The following is a 22,660-nucleotide window of genomic DNA, read 5'->3' on the forward strand; positions in this document are numbered from 1 at the left end:
CTCCACGGAGCGGGGGCCGTCGGTCGTGCGGGCGCGATCAGTCCCCGCCGGGACGGAGGAGGCGGAGAGTCGAGACCGTGAGGGGCGGGAGCAGGACGACGGCGGCGACGATGATCGCGACCACGCCGATGGGTCCGCTCTGCGGCTCGCCCGTGAACCGTTCGACCGCGAGCCACGACAGGCCCCACGCCAGGGCGATCGCGGGGGTCACGCGCCAGCCGCTCCGCCACGCGATGGCCAGACCCACGACCGCCACGACCAGGAGGACGGCGATGCCGATGGCATCCGCCCCCTGCTCCCACTCCGCGGGGACGACCGTGGTCAGCCACGCCGCGATGTTGGCGACGGTCGCGAGGGTCACCCAGCCGAGGTGGAGGCCCGTGACGCCGTCGATGAGGACGGAGTCGAGCACGCCGCCCCGCGGCTCGCGCGTGATCACCGCGATCCGGAAGGCGTAGCCCAGCGCCGCGAGGAGCAGGACGATGACGACGACGGTGAGGAACAGGGTCCCGAAGCGTGCTGCGACCAGCCACAGGCCGTTCAGCGCCATGGTCAGCGCGATCGGCCAGCCGAGGGCGCGCTGGCGAGGGTTCGCGCGCTGGCGCGGGAGCGCCTGCCAGACGGCGTAGGCGATGAGCCCGGCGTAGATGACCGACCAGATCGAGAACGCCGGACCGGCGGGGGCGAGGTAGGAGCCGTCCGTGTCGAGAGCGCCGCCCTGCTGATCCTGCACCGCGGTGCTGTTGAACGCCCCGGCCCCGACGACCGCCGCGATGAGCATGAACGACACGGCGGAGAGGACGACGATCTGCCGCGCGAGGTCCGCGCCCCGCGCCTTCCCTGTTGCACTCATGCGAGAACACTAGAAAAGCTAGCGAGTTTGGGGTGGAGGGCTTGACACGGCGGCATCCCGTCCGGGGACGGCCCCGAGCCCAGCCGGGGAGGCGGCGGGGCCGCGCCCGCCGGAGGAGGCGGCGGGGCTGCGCCCGTCTGGGGAGGCGGCGGGGCCGCGCCCTGCCGACGTGGCTGCCGGTCCGCTCAGGCGAGGACGCGCGCGGCGAATGACCGGAGCAGGAGCGTCGGCTGCTCGATGGAGGCCGTCCGGACGAAGGCCGACACCTCGTCGAAGGCGTCGGCGTCGAAGTACCCCGCCTCGCGGTACACCGCCATCCGCGCGACGAACGCGTCGGTCGTCGGCTCGGGGTGGAACTGCGTCGCCCACAGCGCGTCGCCTGCGCGATACGCCTGCACGGGGCACAGGTCGTTCGAGGCGAGGAGGGTCGCGCCGGGCGGGACGGATGCCGAGGCCTCCTTGTGGGCGGTCAGGGCCTGGAACCGCGGCGTGAGCAGGCCGAAGAGGTCGTCGGTGCGCCCCTCCGGGGTCAGCTCGACGTCGGTCGGGCCGGTGTCTTCGGGGTGGTCCAGGGTGACGTCGCCGCCGAGGAGGCGCGTGACCACGCCGATGCCGAAGCAGGTGAACATCGCCGACGTCCGGCCGTCGATCGCCGCGGCGGCGAGACGCTCCAGGTCGCCCTCCAGGCGGAGTTGCGTCGGCGTCTTGTCCGGGTCCGTCACGTTGAAGGGGCTTCCGCCGACGACGACGCCGGAGAAGCGCTCGAGGTCGTCCGGAAGCGGCTCGCGCACGAGGTCGTGGTGGACGAGGTCCTCGTCGGAGACGCCCAATCCGTCCCGGAAGGACGCCCACTCGGCGACGGCGGCGTCGCGCTGCGGGCGCGCGCAGACGTAGAGCAGACGACCGGACACCCCGAAATTCTATGCGCGGCCCGGCCGGCCCCCCGGCGGTGGCGTCGGGCGGACAATGGAGATATGACCTCCGCCACGCTGCTCGTGACCGACGTCGAACACCTCGACGAGGTGATGACCGCGCTGCGGGCCGCCGCCGACGAGCTCGGCTGCGGCGCCGACGTGCGCAGCCTGGCCGGGGACCCCGTCGATGTCGCCGAGGTGATGGCGGCGGCGGTGCGCGACCGGGAGCGCAAGCGGCTCCCCACCCCCGTCCGCGTCGACCTCACCGCGCGGACGGAGGAGGCGAGGGCCGACGCGGAGGCCGTCCTGCGGGCGGCGCGGGCGCAGGGTCTCCGTGGCGGCGCGACCGTCGACGAGGTGCGCCGCACGCACAAGCGCTGAGGCGGCCGCTACCGGGACGAGCGGGCGGTGCGGCCGCGGACGATCCCGACGAACGCCTCGACGTCCGGCGTCGTCCGCTCCCGCAGCCAGGCGAGGGCGACCGTCGAGGTCGGTCCGTCGCGCAGCACGCGGAACTCCACGTCGCGCCGCGGGTTCGCCCGGGCGATCGACATCGGGACGACGACGACCCCCACCCCCGCGGCCACCGTCGCGATGGCCTCGGCCGCGTCGGCCGGAGGCGCGAAGCGCGGCTCCGCGGCATCCGGGATCCTCAGTCCGAGCGTGTCGTCGAGGGGCGTGATGACGACCTCGCCCGCCAGGTCGGCCAGCTCCAGGTCCTCGCCCGCGGTCAGGTCGCTCTCGGCCGCCATCACGACCACCGGGAGCTCGTCGTAGAGCGGGATCAGGTGCAGGTCGTCGGGCGCTGCCACGGGCAGACGGACGAGGGCTGCATCGAGACCGTCGAGGGCCTCGCGCTGCTCGGCCACGGTGATCGCGCGCAGGTCGAGGGCGACGTGCGGCATCCGTTCCCGCCACAGGCCGATCCACTTGCCCGGCGTCGCGCCCGGAACCGCCCCGAGGACGAAGTCGCGCGGCTCCTCCGCCGGCGAGACCGCGGCCGGCTTCTTGGCGGGGGCGGGGCGTCGCGCCGGTGCCGGCTTGGACGTCCGCGAGGCGGCCGGACGTCCGCCGCGCGGGGCGCGTCCGCGGGAGCTCTTTCCGGAGGCCATGGATCCAGGGTATCCGGGGCTAGCGTGGGGGCATGCCCGGCATCCTCGCTCTGATCGTGGCGGCGCTCGCCGCCGTGCTGCACGTCCTCATCTTCGTGATGGAGAGCATCCGGTGGACGCGTCCGGCGGTGTGGCGGCGGTTCGGCGTGGCCAGCCAGGATGCCGCCGACATCACCCGTCCGATGGCGTACAACCAGGGGTTCTACAACCTGTTCCTCGCGGTGGGCGCGTTGCTCGGCGTCGTGCTCTGGGCCGTGAACGGCACCGGCGACGTCGCGGGCCGCACCCTGCTGCTGTTCTCGCTCGGTTCGATGCTCGCCGCGGCGCTGGTGCTGGTGACCTCGGGGAGGAAGTACGTGCGGCCGGCGGCCGTCCAGGGGACGCTGCCGCTGCTCGGGGTGGTTCTGGTGCTGCTGGCCTGAGGCATCCCTGCCCCTCTGCGTGCCGTGAGTTGGCGCGAATGTACGCCGGCGGGGGTGGTGAGCGTGCATTCGCGGCAAGTCAGCGCCCTACGGACGTGCAGCGAGCAAGGAAAAACCCGCACGCTCCGAGGAGACGTGCGGGTCGTGGATGATGACGCGTCAGGCGGCCAGGCGAAGACCCCGACGGTCGGTGGCGACGGCCTCGCCGTCGTTGATGATCTCGTCGTCGCCGATGAGCGAGCCGACCGCGATCCGCGCGTTGTGGCCGACCTGCGTGCGGACGCCGATGTGCGCGCCGGCCCCGATCACCGCGCCCGCGCAGATGTGCGCGTGCGGCTCGATGCGGGCCTCGGGTCCGATGACGGCATCCGACTCGATCCAGGCGCCGCGACCGACTCGAACACCCGCCGCGATCTGCACGCCGGGTTCGACGTACGCGCCGTTCTCGACCAGCGCGGACGGGTGGACCTTCGCGCCGTGCGCGACGAGTCCGCGACCGTTGACGTGCTTGCGGTAGCGCAGCGTCTCGCCGTGGTCGTTCTCGATGTCGATGTAGTTCTTTCCCACGATCCCCTCCGGTCGGCCAACGGGTCGGGCCGACATATGTGACAACCGTCGAGGGACGGTTCTCATTCCCTCGCATGGTTGTTCGTCGCCCCTGCCGCTTCGGATTCCTCAGCCCGCGGGAGGGGGATGCTCGCTGTTCGCCGTGTTTGTGTACGACCGTTCTCGCATGCGCGACCGATCGGAACTCATGGGTTGACAGCCTGGTCCGCGGGACTTCATCGCCGGCGCGCGCGGCGCATCACTCGGGCTGGCAGCGCGGGCACCAGAAGACGTTGCGCTCGCTCGTGGCCGAGGCGCCGAGCGTCGTGGCGCGGATGGGCGTGCCGCAGCGTCGACAGGGTGCGCCCTCGCGGCCGTACACCCAGAACCGCCGGCCCGGGCGGCTGTCGCCGGTGAAGGTGCGCTCCGGCCGTGGCAGGTTGGCCCGGATCATGCGCTCGCCGAGCGCGATGGTGGCCTGCACGTCGATCGCCGACGCGGGCGTGGTCGGGGCGATGCCGCGCACGAACAGCAGCTCGTTGGCGTAGACGTTCCCGAACCCGGCGACGTTCCGCTGGTCGAGGAGGGCGACGTGCGCGGGGCGGTCGTCGGCCGAGACCCGGCGGACGGCCTCCGCCTCGTCCCAGTCGTCGGCGAGCAGGTCGGGGCCGAGATGGCCGATGACCCGGTCCTCCTCGCGCGTGGGCAGGACCTCCACCATGGCGAGGTCGAACCCGACGGCATCCGCCCCGCGGACCCCGACGATGGCCCGGGCCTTGAAGGCCGGGCGCCGCCACCGCTCGCCAGGCCGGTAGACGTCCCACCGGCCCTCCATCTTCAGGTGCGAGTGGAGGGTGTACTCGCCGATCCGGTGCAGCAGGTGCTTGCCGCGGGCGGCGACCTCGTGCACCTTCTCGCCGCGAAGGTCGGCCGTGGCACTGCCCGGCACGCGGATGTCGAAGCGGGTCACGGTGTGCCCGGTCAAGGCCGCGGTGAGCTTGGCGGCGGCGCGGTAGACGGTGTCGCCCTCAGGCACGGGCGGCCTCCCGCAGGGCGTCGCCGGCCGTGACACGACGGAGGGTGAGCCCCTTGGGCGACTCGACGAACCCGGCGGCGCGGAGGGCCCGGCCGACGGGGGTGCCGTACACGAACTCCCCGTTCACCTGCTCGACCGTCAGGGTGTCCAGCCGGCGGCGCTTGGCCGTCTCGGCGAGGTGCGCGGTCGCCGCGGTGAGGCGCGCCTCGTCGTCGGTGAACGCCAGGGCGGTGCGTCCGCCGCGTTCGAGATAGAGGGTGAGCTCGCCGTCGACGAGGACGACGAGGCCGCCGGCCTTCCGCCCGGGTCGATGGGACACCCCCTCCAGCGAGGGCCATCCCAGCGCGGCCCCGTACGGGTTCGCAGGATCCGTGGCCGCGAGGGTCACCGCGCGGAGCGGCGGCGGGTCCGCGACGGCGGCGAACTCCCGCAGGCGGTCGACCGTCGTGGATGCCGCGAACTGCGCGGCGCCGAGCTTCTCGATCACATAGCCGCGGCGGCAGTGTCCGGCCTCCTCGAAGCCGGCGAGGATCCGGTAGACCTGCGCGAACCCGCCGGGGACGCCCTCGGACTGGACGGCGCCGCGCGTGACGACGCCGTACCGGTCGAGCAGCAGGCTGGCGGTGGCGGTCGCCCGAGCCGCGGCATCCGGCTCCCGCTCCGGCAGGAGCGACCACCGTCCGCCGAGCGACGGGGGTCGGGGCGCCGAGACCGCGCGGGGCATCGTGGCGCCGCGGTACATACGGGCACGTGGCGCACGGCGCGCGGTGCGGTGGGCCTGTCCTCCTCCGCCCAGAAGCGTCCGGACGGGGGAGAACGTGTCGTTGGTGACCCGGCCCGCCCACGTCAGCGCCCAGAGCGCGTCGTTGACGGACTGCTCGTTCTCGGCCCCGGCGAGCTGTTTCAGCTGGGCGGCGAAGTACGCTCCGCCTCCCGCGAGGGCGGCGAGGACGCGCGCCTCGAGCGAGTCGGGGGCGGGGTCGTCGGGATCGTCCGGATCCTGCAACGTGAACGGGGCGGCCTCCGCCGGGTGGAGGGCGATCCATCCGTCACGGCCGGGGAGCGTGCCGTGTCCGGACCAGACCACCTCGCCCGTCGCGGTGAGTTCGTCGAGCATGGCGGGCGTGTAGTCGGCGACGCGCGAGGGGAGCACGAGAGACTCCCAGGCGCTCGCGGGGATGGGGACGCCCGCGAGCTGCTCGACGACGGCGAGCACACCGTCGACGCCTTCCAACGGGCGGCCGAGGTGCTGCCAGACGGGGAGGAAGCGGGCGTAGGCGGCGGGGGAGACCGGCTCGACGCTGCCGCGGATCGCTGCGAGCGAGCGCATGCGCAGGCGCCGCAGCACCTCGGTGTCGCACCACTCCGTGTCGTCGCCGCGCGCGTCGCCGGTCCGACCGCCGTTCGCCGCCTCCGGCAGGAAGAACCCGCTCGACAGCCGGCCTTGCGACTCGAGGCGCTGCAGGGTCAGGCGCGCGACGGCCACGCCGACGCCGAGCCGCTCGGCCAGAGCCTCGGTCGGGAACGGCCCGTGCGTGCGGGCGTACCGGGCCACGAGGTCGCCCAGGGGGTCGGCGAGGGGTTCGAGGAAGGCGTTCGGGATGCCGACGGGCAGGGCCGCGCCGAGGGCGTCGCGCAGTCGTCCCGCGTCCTCGATGCCGGCCACGCGGGACACCCCGGCGATGGTGAGGGGGATGGCGCGGCGGTCCTCGATGAGGGTCTGCAGGTGCCGGGCGGCCTCGACGGCGGCATCCCCGTCGGTGTCCAGGCGCAGGGCGACCTCGCCGGCGTCCAGCGGGCCGAGCAGCCGCAGCAGGTCGGCCACGCCCTCGACACCGCGCACGCGACGCTCGGGGTCCAGTCGCTGCGCCTCGCGCTCGAACTGGGCGATGACGTCGGGGTCGAGCAGTTCCCGCATCTCGACCTTGCCCAGCAGCTCGCTGAGCAGCGCGGGATCGACCGACAGCGCGGCGGCGCGGCGCTCGGCCAGCGGCGAGTCGCCCTCGTACATGAACGCGCCGACGTACCCGAAGAGCAGGTCGCGCGCGAACGGCGACGGTTGGCTCGTGGTGGTCTCCACCAGCCGGATCCGTCGATCGCCGATCGACCGCGCGACGCGCAGCAGCGCGGGCAGGTCGTAGACGTCCTGCAGGACCTCGCGCAGCGTCTCGAGGATGATCGGGAAGGCCGGATGCCGCCGGGCCACCTCGAGCAGCTGCGCCGAGCGCTGCCGCTGCTGCCAGAGCGGCGAGCGGCGGTTGGGGTTCAGGCGCGGGAGCAGGAGCGCCCGCGCGGCGCACTCGCGGAACCGCGAGGCGAACAGCGCCGAGCCGCCGACCTCGTCGGTGACGATCTGCTCGAGCTCGTCCGGCTCGAAGACGAAGAGGTCGGCGCCGGGCGGTTCGGCGGCGGCATCCGGGACTCGCGCGATGATGCCGTCGTCGCTGGCGACGGCGGCACCCTCGACGCCCAGTCGTTCCCGGATGCGGGCGTTGACCGCGAGCGCCCACGGCGAGTGGACCTGCATGCCGTAGGGGGAGTGCAGGATGATGCGCCAGTCCCCGACCTCGTCGCGGCTGCGCTCCACGGTGAGGGTCCGGTCGGTCGGGAGGCTGCCGGTGGCCTCGCGCTGCTCGGCGAGGTAGGCGAGCAGGTTGGTGATGGCGTTGTCGTCGAGACCCGACTCGCGCAGACGGTCCTCCGCCTTGGCGGGGTCGGCGGCGGCGATGTCGCGCGAGAACCTGCCGAGCGCCTCGCCCAGCTCGGCCGGGCGGCCGATGCCGTCGCCGTGCCAGAAGGGCAGCTTGCCGGGCTGCCCGAAGGCCGGGACGACGTTCACGCGGTCATGGGTGATCTCGACGATCCGCCAGCTGGTGGTTCCGAGCGTGAAGACGTCGTTGACGCGCGACTCGTAGACCATCTCCTCGTCGAGCTCGCCGACGCGGGCGTTCTGCGACTCGCCCGCCACGAAGACGCCGAAGAGGCCGCGGTCGGGGATCGTGCCGCCGCTGGTGACGGCCACCCGCTGGGCGCCCGGTCGCCCGGTGAGCGTGCCCGCGTCGCGGTCCCACACCAGGCGCGGGCGGAGCTCGGCGAACTCGTCCGACGGGTAGCGGCCCGACAAGAGGTCGAGGGTGGCCTCGTAGGCGGACCGGGGCAGGGAGCGGAACGGCGCGCTCCGCTTGACCGTCTCGAACCACTCCTCGACGTCGATCGAGCCGAGCGCGGAGGCCGCCACCGTCTGCTGCGCGAGGATGTCGAGCGGGTTCTGCGGGACCGAGATCGCCTCGATCCGCCCCGACAGCATGCGCTCCGTGACGACCGCGGTGTGCAGGACGTCGCTGCGGTGCTTCGGGAAGAGGGCGGCGCGGCTGACCTCGCCGACCTGGTGCCCGGCGCGTCCGACGCGTTGGAGTCCGGATGCCGCACTCGGCGGGGCCTCGACCTGGATGACCAGGTCGACCGAGCCCATGTCGATACCGAGCTCGAGGCTGCTCGTGGCGACCACGCACCGCAGCGTGCCCGACTTGAGCTCGTCCTCCACTTGGGCGCGCTGCTCCTTCGATACCGAGCCGTGGTGCGCCTTGGCCAGGATCGCGGGCACGCCGGCGGACGACCCGGCCTGGGCCATCATCCCCGCGGGCACGGTCGGCTCCGGCACGTCGATGCCCTGCCGCTCGGCGTAGATCTCGTTGAGCCGGCCGGTCAGGCGTTCCGCCAGGCGACGGGAGTTGGAGAACACGATGGTGGAGCGTCGCTCGAGGATGCGGTCGACGATCGCCTCCTCGACGTGCGGCCACACCGAGCCGGCCATCTCGGTGCTCTCGGGGCGTTCCGAGAACCACTCGCCGTCGACCGCCTCGTCGGGGGCGGGGGAGCCCGGCGGCGGAGGCGGGTTGAGCATGTCGTCGACCGGGACGACCACGGACAGGTCGAAGGCCTTCGTGGCCTTGGGCGCGACGATGTCGACCGGCTGCGCCCCGCCGAGGAACCGGGCGACTTCGTCGATGGGTCGGACGGTCGCCGAGAGCCCGATGCGCTGCGCGGGCTGCTCCAGCAGGGCGTCGAGCCGCTCGAGGCTGACGGCGAGGTGCGCGCCGCGCTTGGTGGCGGCCACGGCGTGCACCTCGTCGATGATGACGGTGTGGACGCCCCGCAGCGTCTCGGCCGCCTGGCTCGTGAGCATCAGGTAGAGCGACTCGGGCGTCGTGATGAGGATGTCGGGCGGGTCGGTGACGAGCTTGCGGCGGTCGCTGGAGCTGGTGTCGCCCGAGCGGACGCCCACCGTGACCGCGGGCACGTCGATGCCGAGACGGCGGGCCGACTGGCCGATGCCCACGAGCGGTGAGCGGAGGTTGCGCTCCACGTCGACGCCGAGGGCCTTCAGCGGCGAAATGTAGAGGATGCGCGTCCGCGTGGAGGGGGCCGCGGGGGTGGAACGGCGGCCGCGGCGGGCGGGGGCGGCATCCGGCGTTTCGGGCGCCTTCTCGCGGAAGACGCGGTCGATGGCGAAGAGGAACGCGGACAGCGTCTTGCCCGACCCGGTCGGTGCGACGACGAGGGCGTTCCGCCCGGACGAGACGGCCTCCCAGGCGCCCTTCTGCGCGGTGGTGGGGCTCGCGAAGGCGCCACGGAACCAGTCCTGCGTCGCAGGACCGAAACGCTCCAGCACGTCCGCCATGTTTCCATCCTGGCCCGCCCCTCCGACATCGGGCCGGGGTTGACGTTCGCCCGCCGCGGACGGGGTGCGCTAGCCGGCCGTGGCGGCGGTCAGGCGCGCGTCGAGGAAGGCGCGCACGTCGGCGAGCTCCTCCTCCGACACCGAGTGCGTGAGGCCCGCGTAGACGCGCCCGCTGAGATCGCTGTGGGCGGGGAGCCACTGCGCCGTCATGTCGACGAGGGCGGGCGGGATGACGTCGTCGCGCGAGCCGCGCCCCCAGAACACGGGCGGGCGCCGCTCGGCGAGCACCGCGTCGCCGGGGAGGTCGCCGCCGGCGGCGTAGCCCGCGAGCACGACGACGAACGACACCGCGTCCGGGTCGGCGCGCAGGGTCTGCAGGGCCACGGCGCCGCCCTGCGAGAACCCCAGGAGGCCGACGGGGCGTTCGCCGACGGCATCCCGGATCCAGGTCAGCAGTGTCTCCGCCGCGCGCGTGACCGCGGCGGGATCGCGGCCGTTCAGACCCTCGATGGGGTACCAGGAGGCCCCGGGCGTCGGCCACGGCGGGGTGAGGGGGGCTCGGACGCTCGCGACGACGAAGTCGTCGGGGAGGTACGGGACGAGCCCGAAGAGGTCGCGCTCGTCGGCGGCGTAGCCGTGCAGGAGGATCAGGACGGGCCGGTCGTCGCGTTCCCCGGGCGGCGCCGACCATTGCACGACGGCGGAGTCGATCGGGGGGAGCGCGCTCATGCGGCCATTGTGGCAGCGACCCCCGACATCGGCGCGGCGCCGTCCGGGGCCGGGGGAGGGGATGCCGCCGGCGGAGGGCGCCCCGGCCTCCTGACGTCCTCCCTCCGCGACATCTCCTCCCCTCCCCGCGGACCGGACCGCCGCGTACATGCGGCATCCGGGGTCGTCCGTTGATATACAGGACGCATGGCCGTCCGCACCCCCGATCCCGATCCCGCCGACGACGGCGAGGAGCGCGACCCGCTCGCCGCGTCCTTCCCCGCGGGGGCGCGGAGCTCCAACAGCAACCCGGGGTGGCTCAGCGAGGTCGAGCTCGCCGAGGCCCGGCGGCGCCTGCCGATGCTCTACGTCGAGGCCCTGCCCGTCCGCACGGACGGCATGGGCATCGTGACGCAGGTCGGCATCCTCCTGCGAGCCACGCCGCTGGGCGAGATGACGCGGACGCTGGTCTCCGGCCGCGTGCGCTACGGCGAGACGGTCCGCGACGCCCTCTTCCGCCATGTCGAGAACGACCTCGGTCCGATGGCGTTCCCGCTGCTGCCTGCGCAGCCGACCCCGTTCACGGTCGCCGAGTACTTCCCGCTCCCCGGCGTGAGCGCCTTCCACGACGATCGCCAGCACGCGGTCTCGCTGGCGTACGTCGTCCCTGTCACCGGCACGTGCGAGCCGCGCCAGGATGCGCTCGAGGTCACCTGGCTGTCGCCTCAGGAGGCGGCATCCGACGCTCTGGCCGAAGAGATGGAGGGCGGCCGCGGCACGCTCATCCGCCTCGCGCTGGCGTCCGTGGGCGCGCTGCGCTGACGCGGACGGATGCCACGGGCACCCGCCCCGTCGTCGTTGCCGGTGTCGCGGGCCCTGCCTAGGGTCGAGGCATGACCAGTTCCGAGCCCGCCCCTCTTCCGCTCCCCGCCGACGCCGCCGGCTGGCGGACCTTCGTCACGGACCGGCCGGCCGAGCGTCGCGCCCGGGTGGCGGCGATCGACGAGCGCCTGTCCCGCGCGGACGACCTGTCGACGTCCGAGCGCCTGCAGCTGTGGAACGACGCCGACCTGGCGCTCGGCGAGGCGCTGGCGCCGTCGCATCTGGTGAGCGAGTCCCACCCGGACGCCGAGATCCGCGCGGCGGCCGAGGCGGAGGTCCGCGAGCTCGAGGCGCTGCAGGCCGGCCGCCTGCTCGACCGCGCGCTCTGGCGGGCCTTCGCGGACGCCGACCCCGCCGGGCTCGCCGCGGACGAGCTGCGGCTGCTCGAGAAGATCCGCCGCGACTTCCGGCGCGGCGGTGTGGACCTCGATGACGACGCGCGGGAGCGGGTCCGTCTCCTCACCGAGCGCGACACCGAGCTCTCGCAGGCCTTCTCGCGCAACATCCGGGAGGGACGCCGTGAGATCCGCGTCCCGGTCGACGGCCTGGGCGGCCTCCCCGACGACTTCCGCGCCGCGCACCCCGCCGACGAGGAGGGCATGGTGACGCTGACGACGGAGTACACCGACCTCATGCCGGTGCGGGAATACGCACGCGACCGCCGGACGCGCACGGCGCTCGTGTCCGCCTACAACGACCTCGCCTGGCCCGAGAACGAGGCGGTCCTCGCCGAGCTGCTCGCGGTGCGGGAAGAGCTGTCCCGCCTGCTCGGCTTCACCGACTGGGCCGACTACGAGGCCGACACCCGCATGATCGGTTCCGGTGCGGCGATCCCCGCCTTCCTCGCACAGGTCGACGAGGCCTCGGCCGCGGCCGCGCAGGACGAGTACACGCGGGTCCTGCGACGTCTGCAGCAGGACGAGCCGGCGGCATCCGAGGTCGCGATCGCCGACTTCTGGTACCTGCTCGGCACGCTCAAGCGCGAGGAGTACGACGTCGACGCCCAGGAGGTCCGGTCGTACTTCCCGTTCCCGCGCGTGCTCGACGGCGTGCTCGGGGTCACGGGCCGGCTGCTGGAGATCGACTACGTGCCCGTCTCGGCGCCGTCCTGGCACGAAGACGTGCGGACCTACGACGTGGTCCGGGACGGACGACGGCTCGGCCGCATCCACCTCGATCTGCACCCCCGCGACGGCAAATACAACCACGCCGCCTGCTTCGGCCTGGTCCCGGGCGTCCGTGGCCGCACCCTGCCCGAGGCCGTGCTGCTGTGCAACCTCCCCCGGGGCCTGCTCGAGCACGATCAGGTGGTCACGTTCTTCCACGAGTTCGGGCACCTGGTGCACGACATCCTCGGCGGGCACCAGCGGTGGGCGCGGTTCACCGGCATCGAGACGGAGTGGGACTTCGTCGAGGCGCCGAGCCAGCTCCTCGAGGAGTGGGCGTGGGATGCCGACGTGCTCGCGTCCTTCGCGGTCAACGCCGCGGGAGAGCCCATCCCCGCCGACCTCGTCGCCCGCATGCGCACCGCCGACGCGTTCGGGCGCGCGCTCGAGGTCCGGCGTCAGCTCGGTCACGCCAAGACCTCGTACCACCTGCACGTCGACCGCCCCGACGACATCGCCGCCGCCACCGAGCGGTACTACCGTGAGACCAGCCCGGTCCAGCCCCTGCCCGGCTCGCATTCCTACGCCGGCTTCGGCCACCTCACCGGCTACGGCGCCTGCTACTACACGTACCAGTGGAGCCTGGTGATCGCGCGGGACCTGCTGACCGCTTTCGCCGGGGATCTGATGGACGCCGAGGTCGCCCGCCGCTACCGCACCGAGATCCTCGAGCAGGGCGGGTCCCGCGACGCCGTCGACCTCGTCGAGGCGTTCCTCGGCCGCCCGACTCGCTTCGAGGCCTACCGGGACTGGCTCGCCGGGTCCTGAGACGACGGGGCCGCGGCATCCCGGATCGGATGCCGCGGCCCCCTGCCGTGCGTCGGGCTCAGGCCGCGGTCTCGCGGGCCAGAGCGGCGACGAAGGCGTCGATGTCGTCCTCGGTCGTGTCGAACGAGCACATCCAGCGCACCTCGCGGCGCAGCTCGTCCCAGTCGTAGAAGCGGAAGCTCTCGCGCAGCCGGTCCGCGACGCCGGGCGGGAGGATCGCGAAGACGCCGTTGGCCTGCGTCGGCTGGGTGAACTCGACGCCCCGGATGGAGCCGTCGGCCAGGCCCGCCTCGACGCCCCCGCGCAGGCGCTGCGCCATCGCGTTGGAGTGGCGGGCGTTGCGGAGCCACAGGTCGTCCTCGAGGAGCGCGACCAGCTGCGCGGACACGAACCGCATCTTGCTCGAGAGCTGCATGTCGAGCTTGCGCAAGTAGGTGAGACCAGTGGATGCCGCCGGGTCCAGCACGACGATGGCCTCGCCGATCATCGCGCCGTTCTTCGTGCCGCCGAAGCTGAGGACGTCGACGCCCGCATCGCGGGTGAACGCCCGCAGCGGGACGTCGAGCGCGGCGGCCGCGTTGGAGATGCGGGCGCCGTCCATGTGCAGGCGCATGCCGTGCCCGTGCGCGTGGTCCGCCAGGGCGCGGATCTCCTCGACCGAATAGAGGGTGCCGAGCTCCGTCGACTGCGTGATGGAGACGACCAGCGGCTGGGCGCGGTGCTCGTCGCCCCAGCCCCACGCCTCGCGGTCGACGAGCTCGGGGGTGAGCTTGCCGTCGTCCGTCGGCACGGTGAGGAGCTTGATGCCGCCGACGCGCTCCGGCGCTCCACCCTCGTCGACGTTGATGTGCGCGGTCGACGCCGAGATGACCGCACCCCACCGGGGGAGCATCGACTGCAGGCCCACGACGTTCGCGCCGGTGCCGTTGAACACCGGGTAGGCCTCGACGCCGTCGCCGAGGAGGGAGACGAAGAGCTCCTGCAGGCGCGCGGTGTAGACGTCCTCGCCGTAGGCCACCTGGTGGCCTTCGTTGGCCGCCGCGATCGCCGCGAGGACGTCGGGATGGATGCCGGAGTAGTTGTCGGAGGCGAAGCCGCGCACCGCGGTGTCATGCAGGGAGGTCACGGTTCCAGCGTAGTCACGGCCGCGGACGTCGCCGCCGCGAGCCGGGGAGCGCCGGGGGCCTCGCCAATGTCGGAGCCCGGGTCTACCTTGGGCCCCATGACCGATCCGCAACACGCCGAGGCGCGCACGGCCCCCGCCGGCGGAGGGCGCACGTTCCTCGCGGTGCTCGTCAACACGGCGGCGGCGAACGTCACGACGAGCTTCCTCTGGTTCGCGCTGACCTTCTGGGTGTACCTGGAGACCCGGTCGGTCCTGGCGACGGGCATCGTCGGCGGCGCCTACATGCTGCTGCTCGCCGTCTTCGCGATGGTCTTCGGCTCCCTCGTCGACCGGCATCGTAAGCACCGGGTGATGGTCTTCTCGGGCCTGGTGACCCTCACGGCGTTCCTCCTGGCGGGAGCGCTGTGGCTGTCGTTCCCGGAGGCGGTCCTCCTCGACCTCGGGGCGCCGTGGTTCTGGCTCTTCGCGGGGATCATCCTGGCCGGCGCGGTCGTCGAGAACATGCGCAACATCGCCTTGTCCACCACCGTGACGCTGCTCGTCCCGGTGGAACGGCACGCCAACGCCAACGGGCTCGTCGGCACCGTGCAGGGACTCGCCTTCGTGGTCACGAGCGTCTTCAGCGGGCTGTCCGTCGGGTTCCTCGGCATGGGGTGGACGCTCGCCATCGCGATCGGCCTGACGGTGGCGGCCCTGATCCACCTGCTGACCCTGAGGGTCCCCGAGCCGAAGCCGGAGAAGCCCGCCGAGGGTGCCCGTCTCGTCGATCTCCGGGGAGCCGTCACCGCGGTCCGCGCCGCCCCGGGCCTGTTCGCCCTCATCGTCTTCTCGACCTTCAACAACCTCATCGGCGGCGTCTACATGGCGCTGATGGACCCGTACGGTCTCGAGATGTTCGACGTGCAGGTCTGGGGATTCGTCCTGGGGCTCACGGCGACCGGCTTCATCATCGGCGGCGGTCTCGTCGCGAAGTTCGGACTCGGCCGCAACCCGATCCGGACGATGCTGCTCATCGTCATCGCGATGGGCGTTCTGGGTGCCGTCTTCACCCTGCGGGAATGGTGGTGGCTCTACGTCGCGGGCATCTGGGTCTACATGGCCCTCATCCCGCCGGTCGAGGCCGCGGAGCAGACCGTCATCCAGAAGGTCGTCCCTTTCCAGACCCAGGGGCGTGTGTTCGGCTTCGCCGCGGCCTTCGAGTCGGCCGCCGCCCCGGTCACGTCGTTCCTCATCGCCCCGATCGCGCAGTTCCTGATCATCCCCTACATGGACGAGCCGACAGGGCGGGCGACGTGGGGATGGCTGCTGGGCGAGGGCGAGACCCGCGGCATCGCGCTGGTGTTCGTCGTCGCGGGGCTCGTCATGGTGGTGGCCGCGTCCCTGGCGTTCTTCACGCGGTCGTACCGCATCCTGTCCCGGCAGTACACGACGTCGGAGGTGAACGCCGACCCCGGCGGCGAACCGCACGCGGCGACGGGGGCGAGCGGGTCCGCGGACGAGACGGTCGTGGCATCCGGTGTCCCGTCCGACGCCGAGGAGCCGGTCGACCCGGTCAGCGCCCGGGGCGGCGGAGACGGCCGCATCCGGAAGGGCCCGCAGAGCTGACGTTCGCCACGGCGGAGCCGCTCGTGCGGAGCGTCGAGACGACCGGGCGTCAGGAGCCGAGGTCGACGACCTCGCCGTTCACCGCGGCCGCGTCCGTCTCCCACAGCGACAGGAACGCGTGCGCGAGCTCGTCCTCGCGCCCCTCCAGGGTGGCGACGCGGAACACCACGGCCGCCGAGGTCACGGCGGTGTCCGCCTCTCGTGCGGCCTTGGCGTAGCCCTGGGCCACCGCACGCGTCCAGGCCTCGCTCGCGGCCTTCACCGCCGCGTAGTTCGCCCCGCCGGCCAGGGGCCGGGCGACGGCCGTGGACGAGACGATCGCCAGCCGTCCGGCCGAGGAGGCGCGCAGGTCGTCGTCGAAGGCGCGGGAGACGTTCCGCAGGGCGGTGAAGGACCGCAGCAGGAAGGCGAGGTCGTCATCGGTCTGTCCCGCCAGGCCGCCTCCGCCGCGCCACCCGCCGACGAGGTGGAGGACGCCGTCGACCGTTCCGTGCTCGGCGTGCAGCCGCCCCCGCAGCGCGGTCACCGCCGTCGGGTCGGTCAGGTCGCACACCTCTGACGCCGCGCCGGGCGCGGCGGCGGCGGCATCGGCGGCACGGCCCGCGTCCGAACCCACGACGACTACGCGCGCGTCGGCGGCGCGGAGCGCGCGGGCGCACGCGCGCCCGGCGGCGCTCGTCCCGCCGGCGAGCAGGACGAGGCGCCCGGCCACGGGGTGGGGCGCGGTCATCAGGGTCCTCCTCGGGACGGCGTGCGGGGTCGGGTCGTCGCCGACGCTCAGTCGGTCCCGCGGATCCCCTCGGTGGAGGCGATCACGGGGCGCATCTTCTTCTCGAGCGCCTCGAAGAACATCGACAGCGGGAACTCGTCGTCCAGGACCGCGTCGGTGAAGCCCTTCGGGGCTCCGGCCAGGATCTCGTCCGACAGTCCGCGCGCCCAGACCGACGCGGGGTGGGGCGTCACGACCGAGCGCACGAGGTCGTAGGCGGCGAGCCAATGCGCGGTCTTCGGCCGGTCGATGGAGCGCCAGTACAGGTCGTCGATGGCGTCGGCGAGGGCGACCACCGCGGCCGGCACCTCGTCCCAGTCGAACGCGAGCGACGTGTCGGTCCAGTGCAGCACCCGGCGCTGGTGCAGCCAGGCGAAGAGCAGCTGGCCGCCGAGACCGTCGTAGTTGCGGACGCGCGAGCCGGTGATGGCGAAGCGGAAGATGCGGTCGAAGATCACGGCGTACTGCACCAGCCCGGCATGCTCGAGCATCGCGCGCTCGGCCTCGTCGAGGTCGTCGCGGGCCGAGAGTCGCGCCTGGAGGGACACGCACTCGCGGAAGGCTGTCAGGTCGCAGCGCAGCTCTTCCAGCGAGTAGAGGAAGAACGGCATCCGCTGCTTGATCATGAAGGGGTCGAAGGGCAGGTCCCCGCGCATGTGCGTGCGGTCGTGGATGATGTCCCACATCACGAAGGTCTGCTCGGTCAGCGCCTGGTCGTCGAGCATGCGCGCGGCGGCGTCCGGGAGGTCGAGCTTGGTGATCTCCGCCGCCGCCCGCGTGACGCGACGGTAGCGGGCGGCCTCCCGGTCCTGGAAGATCGCCCCCCAGGTGAAGGTCGGGACCTCGCGCATCGCCACCGTCTCGGGGAACAGCACGGCGGAGTTCGTGTCGTATCCGGGCGTGAAGTCGATCAGGCGCAGCGAGACGAACAGACGGTTGGAGTACTCGGTCTCGAGGCGCGCGATGAACTCGGGCCAGATCACCTCGACGAGGAGGGCCTCCACGTGCCGGTCGCGCGAGCCGTTCTGCGTGTACATCGGGAAGACGACGAGGTGGCGCATCCCGTCGACCCGGTGCTCCTGCGGCTGGAACGCCTGCAGCGAGTCGAGGAAGTCCGGGACGCCGAAGCCCCCGTCGCGCCAGCGGACGAAGTCGACGATGGATGCCGCGAGATAGCGGTCGTCGTGGGGGAAGAGCGGCGTGAGCGCGCTCACCGCGCGCACGATGTCGTCGACGAGGGCGACGGCGCGGGGGTGGTCCGCCGCGTCGGGGACGGATCCGTCTTGGGCCTGGATCTGCTGCAGCTGCGTGGCTGCGGTCTTGAGGGTGGTCCAGGCGGGCGTGTGCTCCGCCTCCGCCGCCGTGCGGCCGCTGACGAGATCGTCGAGGGGAAGAGCGGGCGTCGTGATCGTCATAGCAGCCTCCGGTCGGCGATCCTGTGATCAAGCCGTAAGAATTACGGCAACACGGCGATGCTAACGGAAAACTTACGTGGACCGCCAGGTGGGGAGGGAGGCGACTGCTAGCCTCACCGCATGACTGACGTCCCCGGTCGCGTCCCTCGCCTCGACGACGCCGTCGACGCCGCGATCGTCCGCGAGATCTCGCTCGACGCGCGCGCGACGCTGGCGCACATCTCGGAACGCGTCGGGCTGTCCGTGTCGGCGACGCAGTCCCGCCTCCGGCGCCTCGAGGCGCGGGGCGTGGTCCGCGGCTACCGGCCCGTCCTCGACGCCGAGGCGCTCGGGCGCCCGCTGGCGGCGTTCGTGGAGATCACGCCTCTCGACCCGGCGCAGCCCGACAACGCGCCCGAGCTCCTGGCCCACCTGTCCGCGATCGAGGCCTGCCACTCGATCGCCGGCGAGGCCGCTTACATGCTCTTCGTCCGCGTCGCGACCCCGCGCGACTTGGAGGACCTCATCCGCGACATCCGCGCCGCCGCGCAGGTGAACACCCGGACCACGGTCGTTCTGCAGACCTTCTTCGAGGCTCGTCCGATCGAGCCCGCCGACTTCCCGGCCTGACGGTGCGACCCGGTGGCATCCGTCCTCCGGTGACCGCGGATACATCGGTGGGCGGATGCCCGACGGAGACGGCCCGCGTAGCGTTGCGGTGATGTGGGAACTCCGTTCGCTCCGCCGGTATCAGGTGATCACCGACCTCAGTGTCGCCGGGGTGTTCGGCGCGCTCATGCTCGCCGTGGAGCTCTCGACGAGGGTCTGGCCCGTCGACGCCGTCTCGGCCGTCCTCCTCGTCATGGCCATGAGCGCTGCCCTCGCAGTGCGTCGCCTGCAGCCGGGCGTCGCGCTCACGCTGGCATGGGTCGGGGCCGTCCTGCAGATGGTGTTCGGCCGCCAGCCGTCGCCGACGGACGTCGCCATCTTCGCCGTCCTCTACACCGCCGCCGCCTACGGCACACGCCGCGTCTTCTGGGCGGGCTTCGCGTCCTCCCTGGTGGGTGCGGTGGTGATCGCGGTCTACCTGGTGGTCCTCGGTCGGGGCCAGGAGGAGCTCCTGCAGCCGAGCGTCCTCTTCTCGATCGTCGCGATCCTCCTGGCCGCGGCGTTCGCGCTCGTCCTCGCGTGGGTGACCGGTGCGCTCGCCCGGACAGCCATGCGCGCGGCGGCGACGAGCCGGGCGCAGCGCCTGGCCGAGGCCGAGACGATCGCCGAGCAGGAGCGCGTGCGCATCGCGCGCGACATGCACGACGTCGTCGCCCACTCCCTGGCGGTCGTGATCGCGCAGGCGGACGGCGCGCGCTACGCCGCCGCCGCCGACCCGCAGGCGGCGACGAGCGCATTGGCGACCATCTCCTCGACCGCGCGGGCGGCACTGACGGACGTGCGTCAGCTGCTGACGCAGTTGCGGCACAGCCAAGCGGACGGTCCGCAGCCCACCCTCGCCGACCTCGAGACGTTGTATGCGCAGGTGCGTGCGGCGGGAGTCGCCCTCACCGTGGACATCGACCCGGCGCCGCCGGGGGAGCCTCCCGCAGCGATCCAGCTCGCCGTGTTCCGCATCCTGCAGGAGGCTCTGACCAACGCACTGCGGCACGGGACGGATCGGCGGGTGGACGTCCATCTCGGATGGCTGCCCGACCGCGTCGAGCTCTCCGTCCGCAACGCCCGCGGCGAGACGGCCGCCGTCCCCTCGGCCCCCGGTGGGCACGGGCTCATCGGGATGCGCGAACGCGCGCAGCTCGTCGGCGGCACCTTCGCCGCGGAAGTCGACGGGCCGTGGTTCGTCGTCCGGGCCACGATGCCGATCGGCGCGCCCGCGTGACCCGGTCCCGCCGCATCCGGGAGAGTGGATGCCACCCCCTCCACCCCCGCCGAAAGGACTGGTTCGCATGACCGAGCCCATCCGCGTCGTCCTCGTCGACGACCAGGCTCTCTTCCGCGCGGGGATCCGCATGGTGATCGACTCCCAGCCCGACCTCACCGTCGTCGGCGAGGCCGCGGACGGCCGGGAGGGGATCGAGGTCGTGCGGACGACGCGTCCGGACGTCGTCCTCATGGACGTGCGGATGCCGGTGATGGACGGACTGGCGGCCACGGCGGAGATCCTGCACCAGCCGGAGCCGCCCCGTGTCGTGGTGCTGACGACGTTCGATCTCGACGAGGCCGCGGCGCGCGCGATCCAGCAGGGCGCGAGCGGGTTCCTCCTGAAGGACTCCGAACCGGAGTCGCTGCTGTCGGCCGTCCGCACCGTGCACGCGGGGTCGGCGGTCATCGCCGCCTCGGCGACCCGCGAGCTGTTCGCCCACATCGCCGACGCCGGGACGGCGCGTCCGGTGCCGCCGACGTGGAACGACCTCACCGAGCGCGAACGCGAGATCTTCGCGCTCGCCGCGCAGGGTCTGAGCAACAGCGAGATCGCCGAGCGGGAGTTCCTGTCGGAGGCGACGGTGAAGACCCACATCAGCCGCGTGCTGACGAAGCTGTCGTTGCGGGACCGCGTCCAGCTCGTCGTGTTCGCGTACGAGCACGGCCTGGCCTGACATCCGCCGCCGGGAGGACGGGCGTACCTCCTCCGGCGGACGCGGCGCGACACCGACGGTCAATAGCGTCGGTCGTATGGATGCCGCTCCCCCCGTTCCCACCCGTTCGCCCTCCCCGCTTCCGGCGGCGCCCCTCCCGGCGGCGCGCCGTCGCCGCTCGTGGGCGCGGCCGCGGGACACGGGCGCGAGTGTGCTCGTCTCGGCCCTCTCCAGTGCGTTCGGTGTCGTCCTCCTCGCGGCGACGGGTTTCATCGGGGACCTTCTGGCGTCGGCGGACTACCTGCAGGGCCGGGAGAGCGTCGTCGTGATCATCGCGATCCTGTCGTGGCTGCTCCTCGGTGTCGCGGTCTTCGTGGCGTCCATCGTGACCGCGACGACGTTCGCGGCCGTCGTCGCCGGGCGGGTCCGCGGCATCGCCCTCCTCCGGCTGCTCGGGGCGAGCGCGGGAGCGCAGCGCTCCGCCGTCGCCCGCGACGGGTTGTGGGCGGGGGCGTTCGGCGCTGTCATCGGGTTCGTCCTCGGGATCGCGCTCTCCGGCGGCGGCATCGCCGCGGCCGTCGCCGTCCTCGACCTGACGGTGACGATGCCGTACGCCGGTCTGCTGAGCCCGGTCGTCCTCGTCCCGCCCGTGGCCGTCGCCCTCACGACGTGGGGCTCCGCCTGGGCCGGCTCGGCACGCGTCCTACGGGTGTCTCCATTGGAGGCGCTCGCCGCATCGGGCGACCGGTCCCGGTCCGAGATCACCCGTCGCACCTCGCGGAACGTCGTGGCGATCTGCTTGCTCGTCCTCGGGTTCGGCGTGCTCGCGCTCGGGGTTCTCGCGGGTCTGGTGACGCCGCTCGGCGTGGTCCCGGCGTTCGTGGGCGGCCTCGTCTCGTTCGTGGGGGTGGCGCTCGCGGCGCCCCTGTTCATGCCGCCGGTCCTGCGGCTGGTCGGGCGGGCGTTCGGGCGATCCGCCGTCGCCCGTCTGGCCGCGGAGAACGCGATGCGTCATCCGGAGCGGGCGAGCCGCATGACGATCGGCGTCGTCCTGGGCGTGACGCTGGTGACGATGTTCGCCGCGGGTCTCGCTTCCGCGCGGACGGTCCTCGTGACCTCCGCCGGCGAACCGGACCCGGAGTTCCTGCGCATCCTCGAGTCGTTCTCGTCCGTGATGATGCTGTTGACGGCGGTGTCGGCGCTGATCGCCGCCGTGGGGCTGGTCAACCTCCTGACGCTGGGGGTGGTCCAGCGTCGCCGCGAGTTCGGCCTGCTGCGGGCGCTCGGGCTGTCGACGCGGCAGATCCGCGCGGTCGTCCTGATCGAGGCCGCTCACCTGACCCTCACCGCTCTCGTCGTGGGACTCGTGCTGGGCATCGTCTACGGCTGGGCGGGAGCGCAGTCCGTGCTCGGATCGGTGGGGGTGCCGCCGTCCTACGAGTCGCCCACGTTCGTGCTCCCGGCGGTTCCCGTCGCCACCGTCCTCGTCGTGGTGGCGGTCACGGCCGTGCTGACGCTCGTATCGGCGGTGGTCCCGACGCGCCACGCCACGTCCGTGACCCCCGTCGAGGCGCTCGCCGACGCCTGAGCCCACGGCGGTTCAGAACGCACTGCCGGGCCACGCCCCCTCGGGCAGGACGAAGCAGGGAGAGTACGAAGTGACCTCCAGGCTGGTGGCGGCCTTGTTCTCGTCGACGAGGTAGTCCTCGCCGAACGCGCCGATGATCTGCAGCCGTGGAGATCCGTCATCGTGAGTGGATTCTCTGATCTCATACTGTCCGCGGCTGCGGAACTCCGCCGCGATCTGATCGAGCACGGTCCGGATGTCGACCGGGGCGCTGTAGGTGACACGGAAGTAGCCCATCCATTTGTAGCTGCCCTTCTCGCGGCACGACCACAGATAACCCTTCTCGTTGTGCTCCGTTGCGCGGACGGCCTCCGGAGGCACGAACGCCGCGATCTCTCGCTCTGTCTTCTGCGTCTGCCGCTTGGCTTGCTCGAGCGTCAGCTCGGAGGTGACGCTGTTGTAGTAAGGGCTGCATGCGGCCACCAGAAGCAGACTCGAGGCGACCACCGTCGCGCCGAACACACGC

At 72.8% G+C, this 22,660-nt stretch carries 20 protein-coding genes; 9 read left to right on the forward strand and 11 right to left on the reverse strand.

The genetic code is table 11. The features are described 5' to 3' along the window. Positions 1 to 37: 37 nt before the first annotated feature. Together MRBLMI1_RS10425 and MRBLMI1_RS10430 are read right to left on the reverse strand one after the other, a co-directional pair. On the reverse strand, positions 38 to 853 hold the full coding sequence (locus MRBLMI1_RS10425; RefSeq protein WP_367732217.1) for a tryptophan-rich sensory protein: 816 nt from the start codon (positions 851 to 853) through the stop codon (positions 38 to 40). Positions 854 to 1,038: 185 nt separating this feature from the next. Next, positions 1,039 to 1,764: a glutamine amidotransferase-related protein gene (locus MRBLMI1_RS10430; RefSeq protein ID WP_367732219.1), complete on the reverse strand. Its 726-nt coding sequence runs from the start codon at positions 1,762 to 1,764 to the stop codon at positions 1,039 to 1,041. A gap of 63 nt (positions 1,765 to 1,827) precedes the next feature. On the opposite strand from MRBLMI1_RS10430, the gene MRBLMI1_RS10435 reads away from it, so the two are divergent. After that, on the forward strand, positions 1,828 to 2,148 hold the full coding sequence (locus tag MRBLMI1_RS10435) for a hypothetical protein (protein WP_367732221.1): 321 nt from the start codon (positions 1,828 to 1,830) through the stop codon (positions 2,146 to 2,148). A gap of 8 nt (positions 2,149 to 2,156) precedes the next feature. On the opposite strand, the gene MRBLMI1_RS10440 is transcribed toward MRBLMI1_RS10435, so the two are convergent. Next, entirely contained in the window at positions 2,157 to 2,879 is a 723-nt protein-coding gene (locus MRBLMI1_RS10440; RefSeq protein ID WP_367732223.1) for a LysR substrate-binding domain-containing protein, read from the reverse strand. 32 nt (positions 2,880 to 2,911) lie between these two features. Here MRBLMI1_RS10440 and MRBLMI1_RS10445 point away from each other — a divergent pair, with 32 nt between their 5' ends. Next, a complete protein-coding gene (locus MRBLMI1_RS10445) occupies positions 2,912 to 3,301 on the forward strand; it encodes a DUF1304 domain-containing protein (protein WP_367732225.1) in 390 nt (129 codons plus the stop codon). A 159-nt stretch (positions 3,302 to 3,460) separates the two neighbouring features. Here the strand turns inward: MRBLMI1_RS10445 and MRBLMI1_RS10450 are convergent, their stop codons facing one another. From MRBLMI1_RS10450 to MRBLMI1_RS10465, 4 genes are all read right to left on the reverse strand, one after another. Beyond that, complete coding sequence (locus MRBLMI1_RS10450; RefSeq protein ID WP_076673580.1) at positions 3,461 to 3,868, reverse strand: transferase; 408 nt, start codon at positions 3,866 to 3,868, stop codon at positions 3,461 to 3,463. A gap of 238 nt (positions 3,869 to 4,106) precedes the next feature. Next, positions 4,107 to 4,883, reverse strand: coding sequence for a DNA-formamidopyrimidine glycosylase family protein (locus MRBLMI1_RS10455; protein ID WP_367732228.1), 777 nt, complete (start codon positions 4,881 to 4,883; stop codon positions 4,107 to 4,109). Then, a complete protein-coding gene (locus MRBLMI1_RS10460; protein ID WP_367732230.1) occupies positions 4,876 to 9,564 on the reverse strand; it encodes an ATP-dependent helicase in 4,689 nt (1,562 codons plus the stop codon). The genes MRBLMI1_RS10455 and MRBLMI1_RS10460 overlap by 8 nt, the downstream gene beginning before the upstream one ends. Positions 9,565 to 9,633: 69 nt before the next feature. Next, a complete protein-coding gene (locus MRBLMI1_RS10465) occupies positions 9,634 to 10,293 on the reverse strand; it encodes an alpha/beta hydrolase (RefSeq protein ID WP_367732232.1) in 660 nt (219 codons plus the stop codon). Between the two features lie 186 nt (positions 10,294 to 10,479). Here MRBLMI1_RS10465 and MRBLMI1_RS10470 point away from each other — a divergent pair, with 186 nt between their 5' ends. Next, positions 10,480 to 11,094, forward strand: a complete 615-nt coding sequence (locus tag MRBLMI1_RS10470) for an NUDIX hydrolase family protein (protein WP_367732234.1) — start codon at positions 10,480 to 10,482, stop codon at positions 11,092 to 11,094. A gap of 71 nt (positions 11,095 to 11,165) precedes the next feature. Further along, positions 11,166 to 13,088, forward strand: coding sequence for a M3 family metallopeptidase (locus tag MRBLMI1_RS10475; protein ID WP_367732242.1), 1,923 nt, complete (start codon positions 11,166 to 11,168; stop codon positions 13,086 to 13,088). A gap of 58 nt (positions 13,089 to 13,146) precedes the next feature. Here MRBLMI1_RS10475 and MRBLMI1_RS10480 read toward each other — a convergent pair whose 3' ends face one another. After that, positions 13,147 to 14,214, reverse strand: a complete 1,068-nt coding sequence (locus MRBLMI1_RS10480; RefSeq protein WP_367732244.1) for a threonine aldolase family protein — start codon at positions 14,212 to 14,214, stop codon at positions 13,147 to 13,149. Between the two features lie 96 nt (positions 14,215 to 14,310). Here MRBLMI1_RS10480 and MRBLMI1_RS10485 point away from each other — a divergent pair, with 96 nt between their 5' ends. After that, a complete protein-coding gene (locus MRBLMI1_RS10485) occupies positions 14,311 to 15,819 on the forward strand; it encodes an MFS transporter (RefSeq protein ID WP_367732253.1) in 1,509 nt (502 codons plus the stop codon). A 49-nt stretch (positions 15,820 to 15,868) separates the two neighbouring features. Here MRBLMI1_RS10485 and MRBLMI1_RS10490 read toward each other — a convergent pair whose 3' ends face one another. After that, positions 15,869 to 16,549 carry an SDR family NAD(P)-dependent oxidoreductase gene (locus MRBLMI1_RS10490; RefSeq protein WP_367732255.1) on the reverse strand — a complete coding sequence of 227 codons (681 nt, stop codon included), beginning with the start codon at positions 16,547 to 16,549 and terminating at the stop codon, positions 15,869 to 15,871. 47 nt (positions 16,550 to 16,596) lie between these two features. Beyond that, positions 16,597 to 18,003, reverse strand: a complete 1,407-nt coding sequence (locus tag MRBLMI1_RS10495) for a DUF6421 family protein (protein WP_367732257.1) — start codon at positions 18,001 to 18,003, stop codon at positions 16,597 to 16,599. Positions 18,004 to 18,123: 120 nt separating this feature from the next. On the opposite strand from MRBLMI1_RS10495, the gene MRBLMI1_RS10500 reads away from it, so the two are divergent. From MRBLMI1_RS10500 to MRBLMI1_RS10515, 4 genes are all read left to right on the forward strand, one after another. Further along, positions 18,124 to 18,612, forward strand: a complete 489-nt coding sequence (locus tag MRBLMI1_RS10500; protein WP_367732260.1) for an Lrp/AsnC family transcriptional regulator — start codon at positions 18,124 to 18,126, stop codon at positions 18,610 to 18,612. Positions 18,613 to 18,703: 91 nt separating this feature from the next. Next, positions 18,704 to 19,870 (forward strand): sensor histidine kinase, encoded by a 1,167-nt coding sequence (locus tag MRBLMI1_RS10505; protein ID WP_367732262.1) that lies wholly within the window; start codon positions 18,704 to 18,706, stop codon positions 19,868 to 19,870. Between the two features lie 67 nt (positions 19,871 to 19,937). Next, positions 19,938 to 20,588, forward strand: a complete 651-nt coding sequence (locus MRBLMI1_RS10510) for a response regulator (RefSeq protein WP_367732292.1) — start codon at positions 19,938 to 19,940, stop codon at positions 20,586 to 20,588. Positions 20,589 to 20,664: 76 nt separating this feature from the next. Beyond that, positions 20,665 to 22,155 (forward strand): ABC transporter permease, encoded by a 1,491-nt coding sequence (locus tag MRBLMI1_RS10515; RefSeq protein WP_367732294.1) that lies wholly within the window; start codon positions 20,665 to 20,667, stop codon positions 22,153 to 22,155. A gap of 12 nt (positions 22,156 to 22,167) precedes the next feature. Here MRBLMI1_RS10515 and MRBLMI1_RS10520 read toward each other — a convergent pair whose 3' ends face one another. Then, positions 22,168 to 22,656, reverse strand: coding sequence for a hypothetical protein (locus MRBLMI1_RS10520; RefSeq protein ID WP_367732295.1), 489 nt, complete (start codon positions 22,654 to 22,656; stop codon positions 22,168 to 22,170). Positions 22,657 to 22,660 lie beyond the last annotated feature (4 nt).

Origin of the sequence: Microbacterium sp. LMI1-1-1.1 (assembly GCF_040815675.1) — a bacterium.
Lineage (GTDB): Bacteria > Actinomycetota > Actinomycetes > Actinomycetales > Microbacteriaceae > Microbacterium.

Excerpts from the sequence above, each read along its gene's own strand:
- MRBLMI1_RS10425 (WP_367732217.1), bottom strand. The coding sequence starts at position 853 with ATGAGTGCAACAGGGAAGGCGCGGGGCGCGGACCTCGCGCGGCAGATC.
- MRBLMI1_RS10435 (WP_367732221.1), top strand. The coding sequence starts at position 1,828 with ATGACCTCCGCCACGCTGCTCGTGACCGACGTCGAACACCTCGACGAG.
- MRBLMI1_RS10440 (WP_367732223.1), bottom strand. The coding sequence starts at position 2,879 with ATGGCCTCCGGAAAGAGCTCCCGCGGACGCGCCCCGCGCGGCGGACGT.
- MRBLMI1_RS10445 (WP_367732225.1), top strand. The coding sequence starts at position 2,912 with ATGCCCGGCATCCTCGCTCTGATCGTGGCGGCGCTCGCCGCCGTGCTG.
- MRBLMI1_RS10460 (WP_367732230.1), bottom strand. The coding sequence starts at position 9,564 with ATGGCGGACGTGCTGGAGCGTTTCGGTCCTGCGACGCAGGACTGGTTC.
- MRBLMI1_RS10465 (WP_367732232.1), bottom strand. The coding sequence starts at position 10,293 with ATGAGCGCGCTCCCCCCGATCGACTCCGCCGTCGTGCAATGGTCGGCG.
- MRBLMI1_RS10470 (WP_367732234.1), top strand. The coding sequence starts at position 10,480 with ATGGCCGTCCGCACCCCCGATCCCGATCCCGCCGACGACGGCGAGGAG.
- MRBLMI1_RS10475 (WP_367732242.1), top strand. The coding sequence starts at position 11,166 with ATGACCAGTTCCGAGCCCGCCCCTCTTCCGCTCCCCGCCGACGCCGCC.
- MRBLMI1_RS10485 (WP_367732253.1), top strand. The coding sequence starts at position 14,311 with ATGACCGATCCGCAACACGCCGAGGCGCGCACGGCCCCCGCCGGCGGA.
- MRBLMI1_RS10490 (WP_367732255.1), bottom strand. The coding sequence starts at position 16,549 with ATGACCGCGCCCCACCCCGTGGCCGGGCGCCTCGTCCTGCTCGCCGGC.
- MRBLMI1_RS10495 (WP_367732257.1), bottom strand. The coding sequence starts at position 18,003 with ATGACGATCACGACGCCCGCTCTTCCCCTCGACGATCTCGTCAGCGGC.
- MRBLMI1_RS10500 (WP_367732260.1), top strand. The coding sequence starts at position 18,124 with ATGACTGACGTCCCCGGTCGCGTCCCTCGCCTCGACGACGCCGTCGAC.
- MRBLMI1_RS10505 (WP_367732262.1), top strand. The coding sequence starts at position 18,704 with ATGTGGGAACTCCGTTCGCTCCGCCGGTATCAGGTGATCACCGACCTC.
- MRBLMI1_RS10510 (WP_367732292.1), top strand. The coding sequence starts at position 19,938 with ATGACCGAGCCCATCCGCGTCGTCCTCGTCGACGACCAGGCTCTCTTC.
- MRBLMI1_RS10515 (WP_367732294.1), top strand. The coding sequence starts at position 20,665 with ATGGATGCCGCTCCCCCCGTTCCCACCCGTTCGCCCTCCCCGCTTCCG.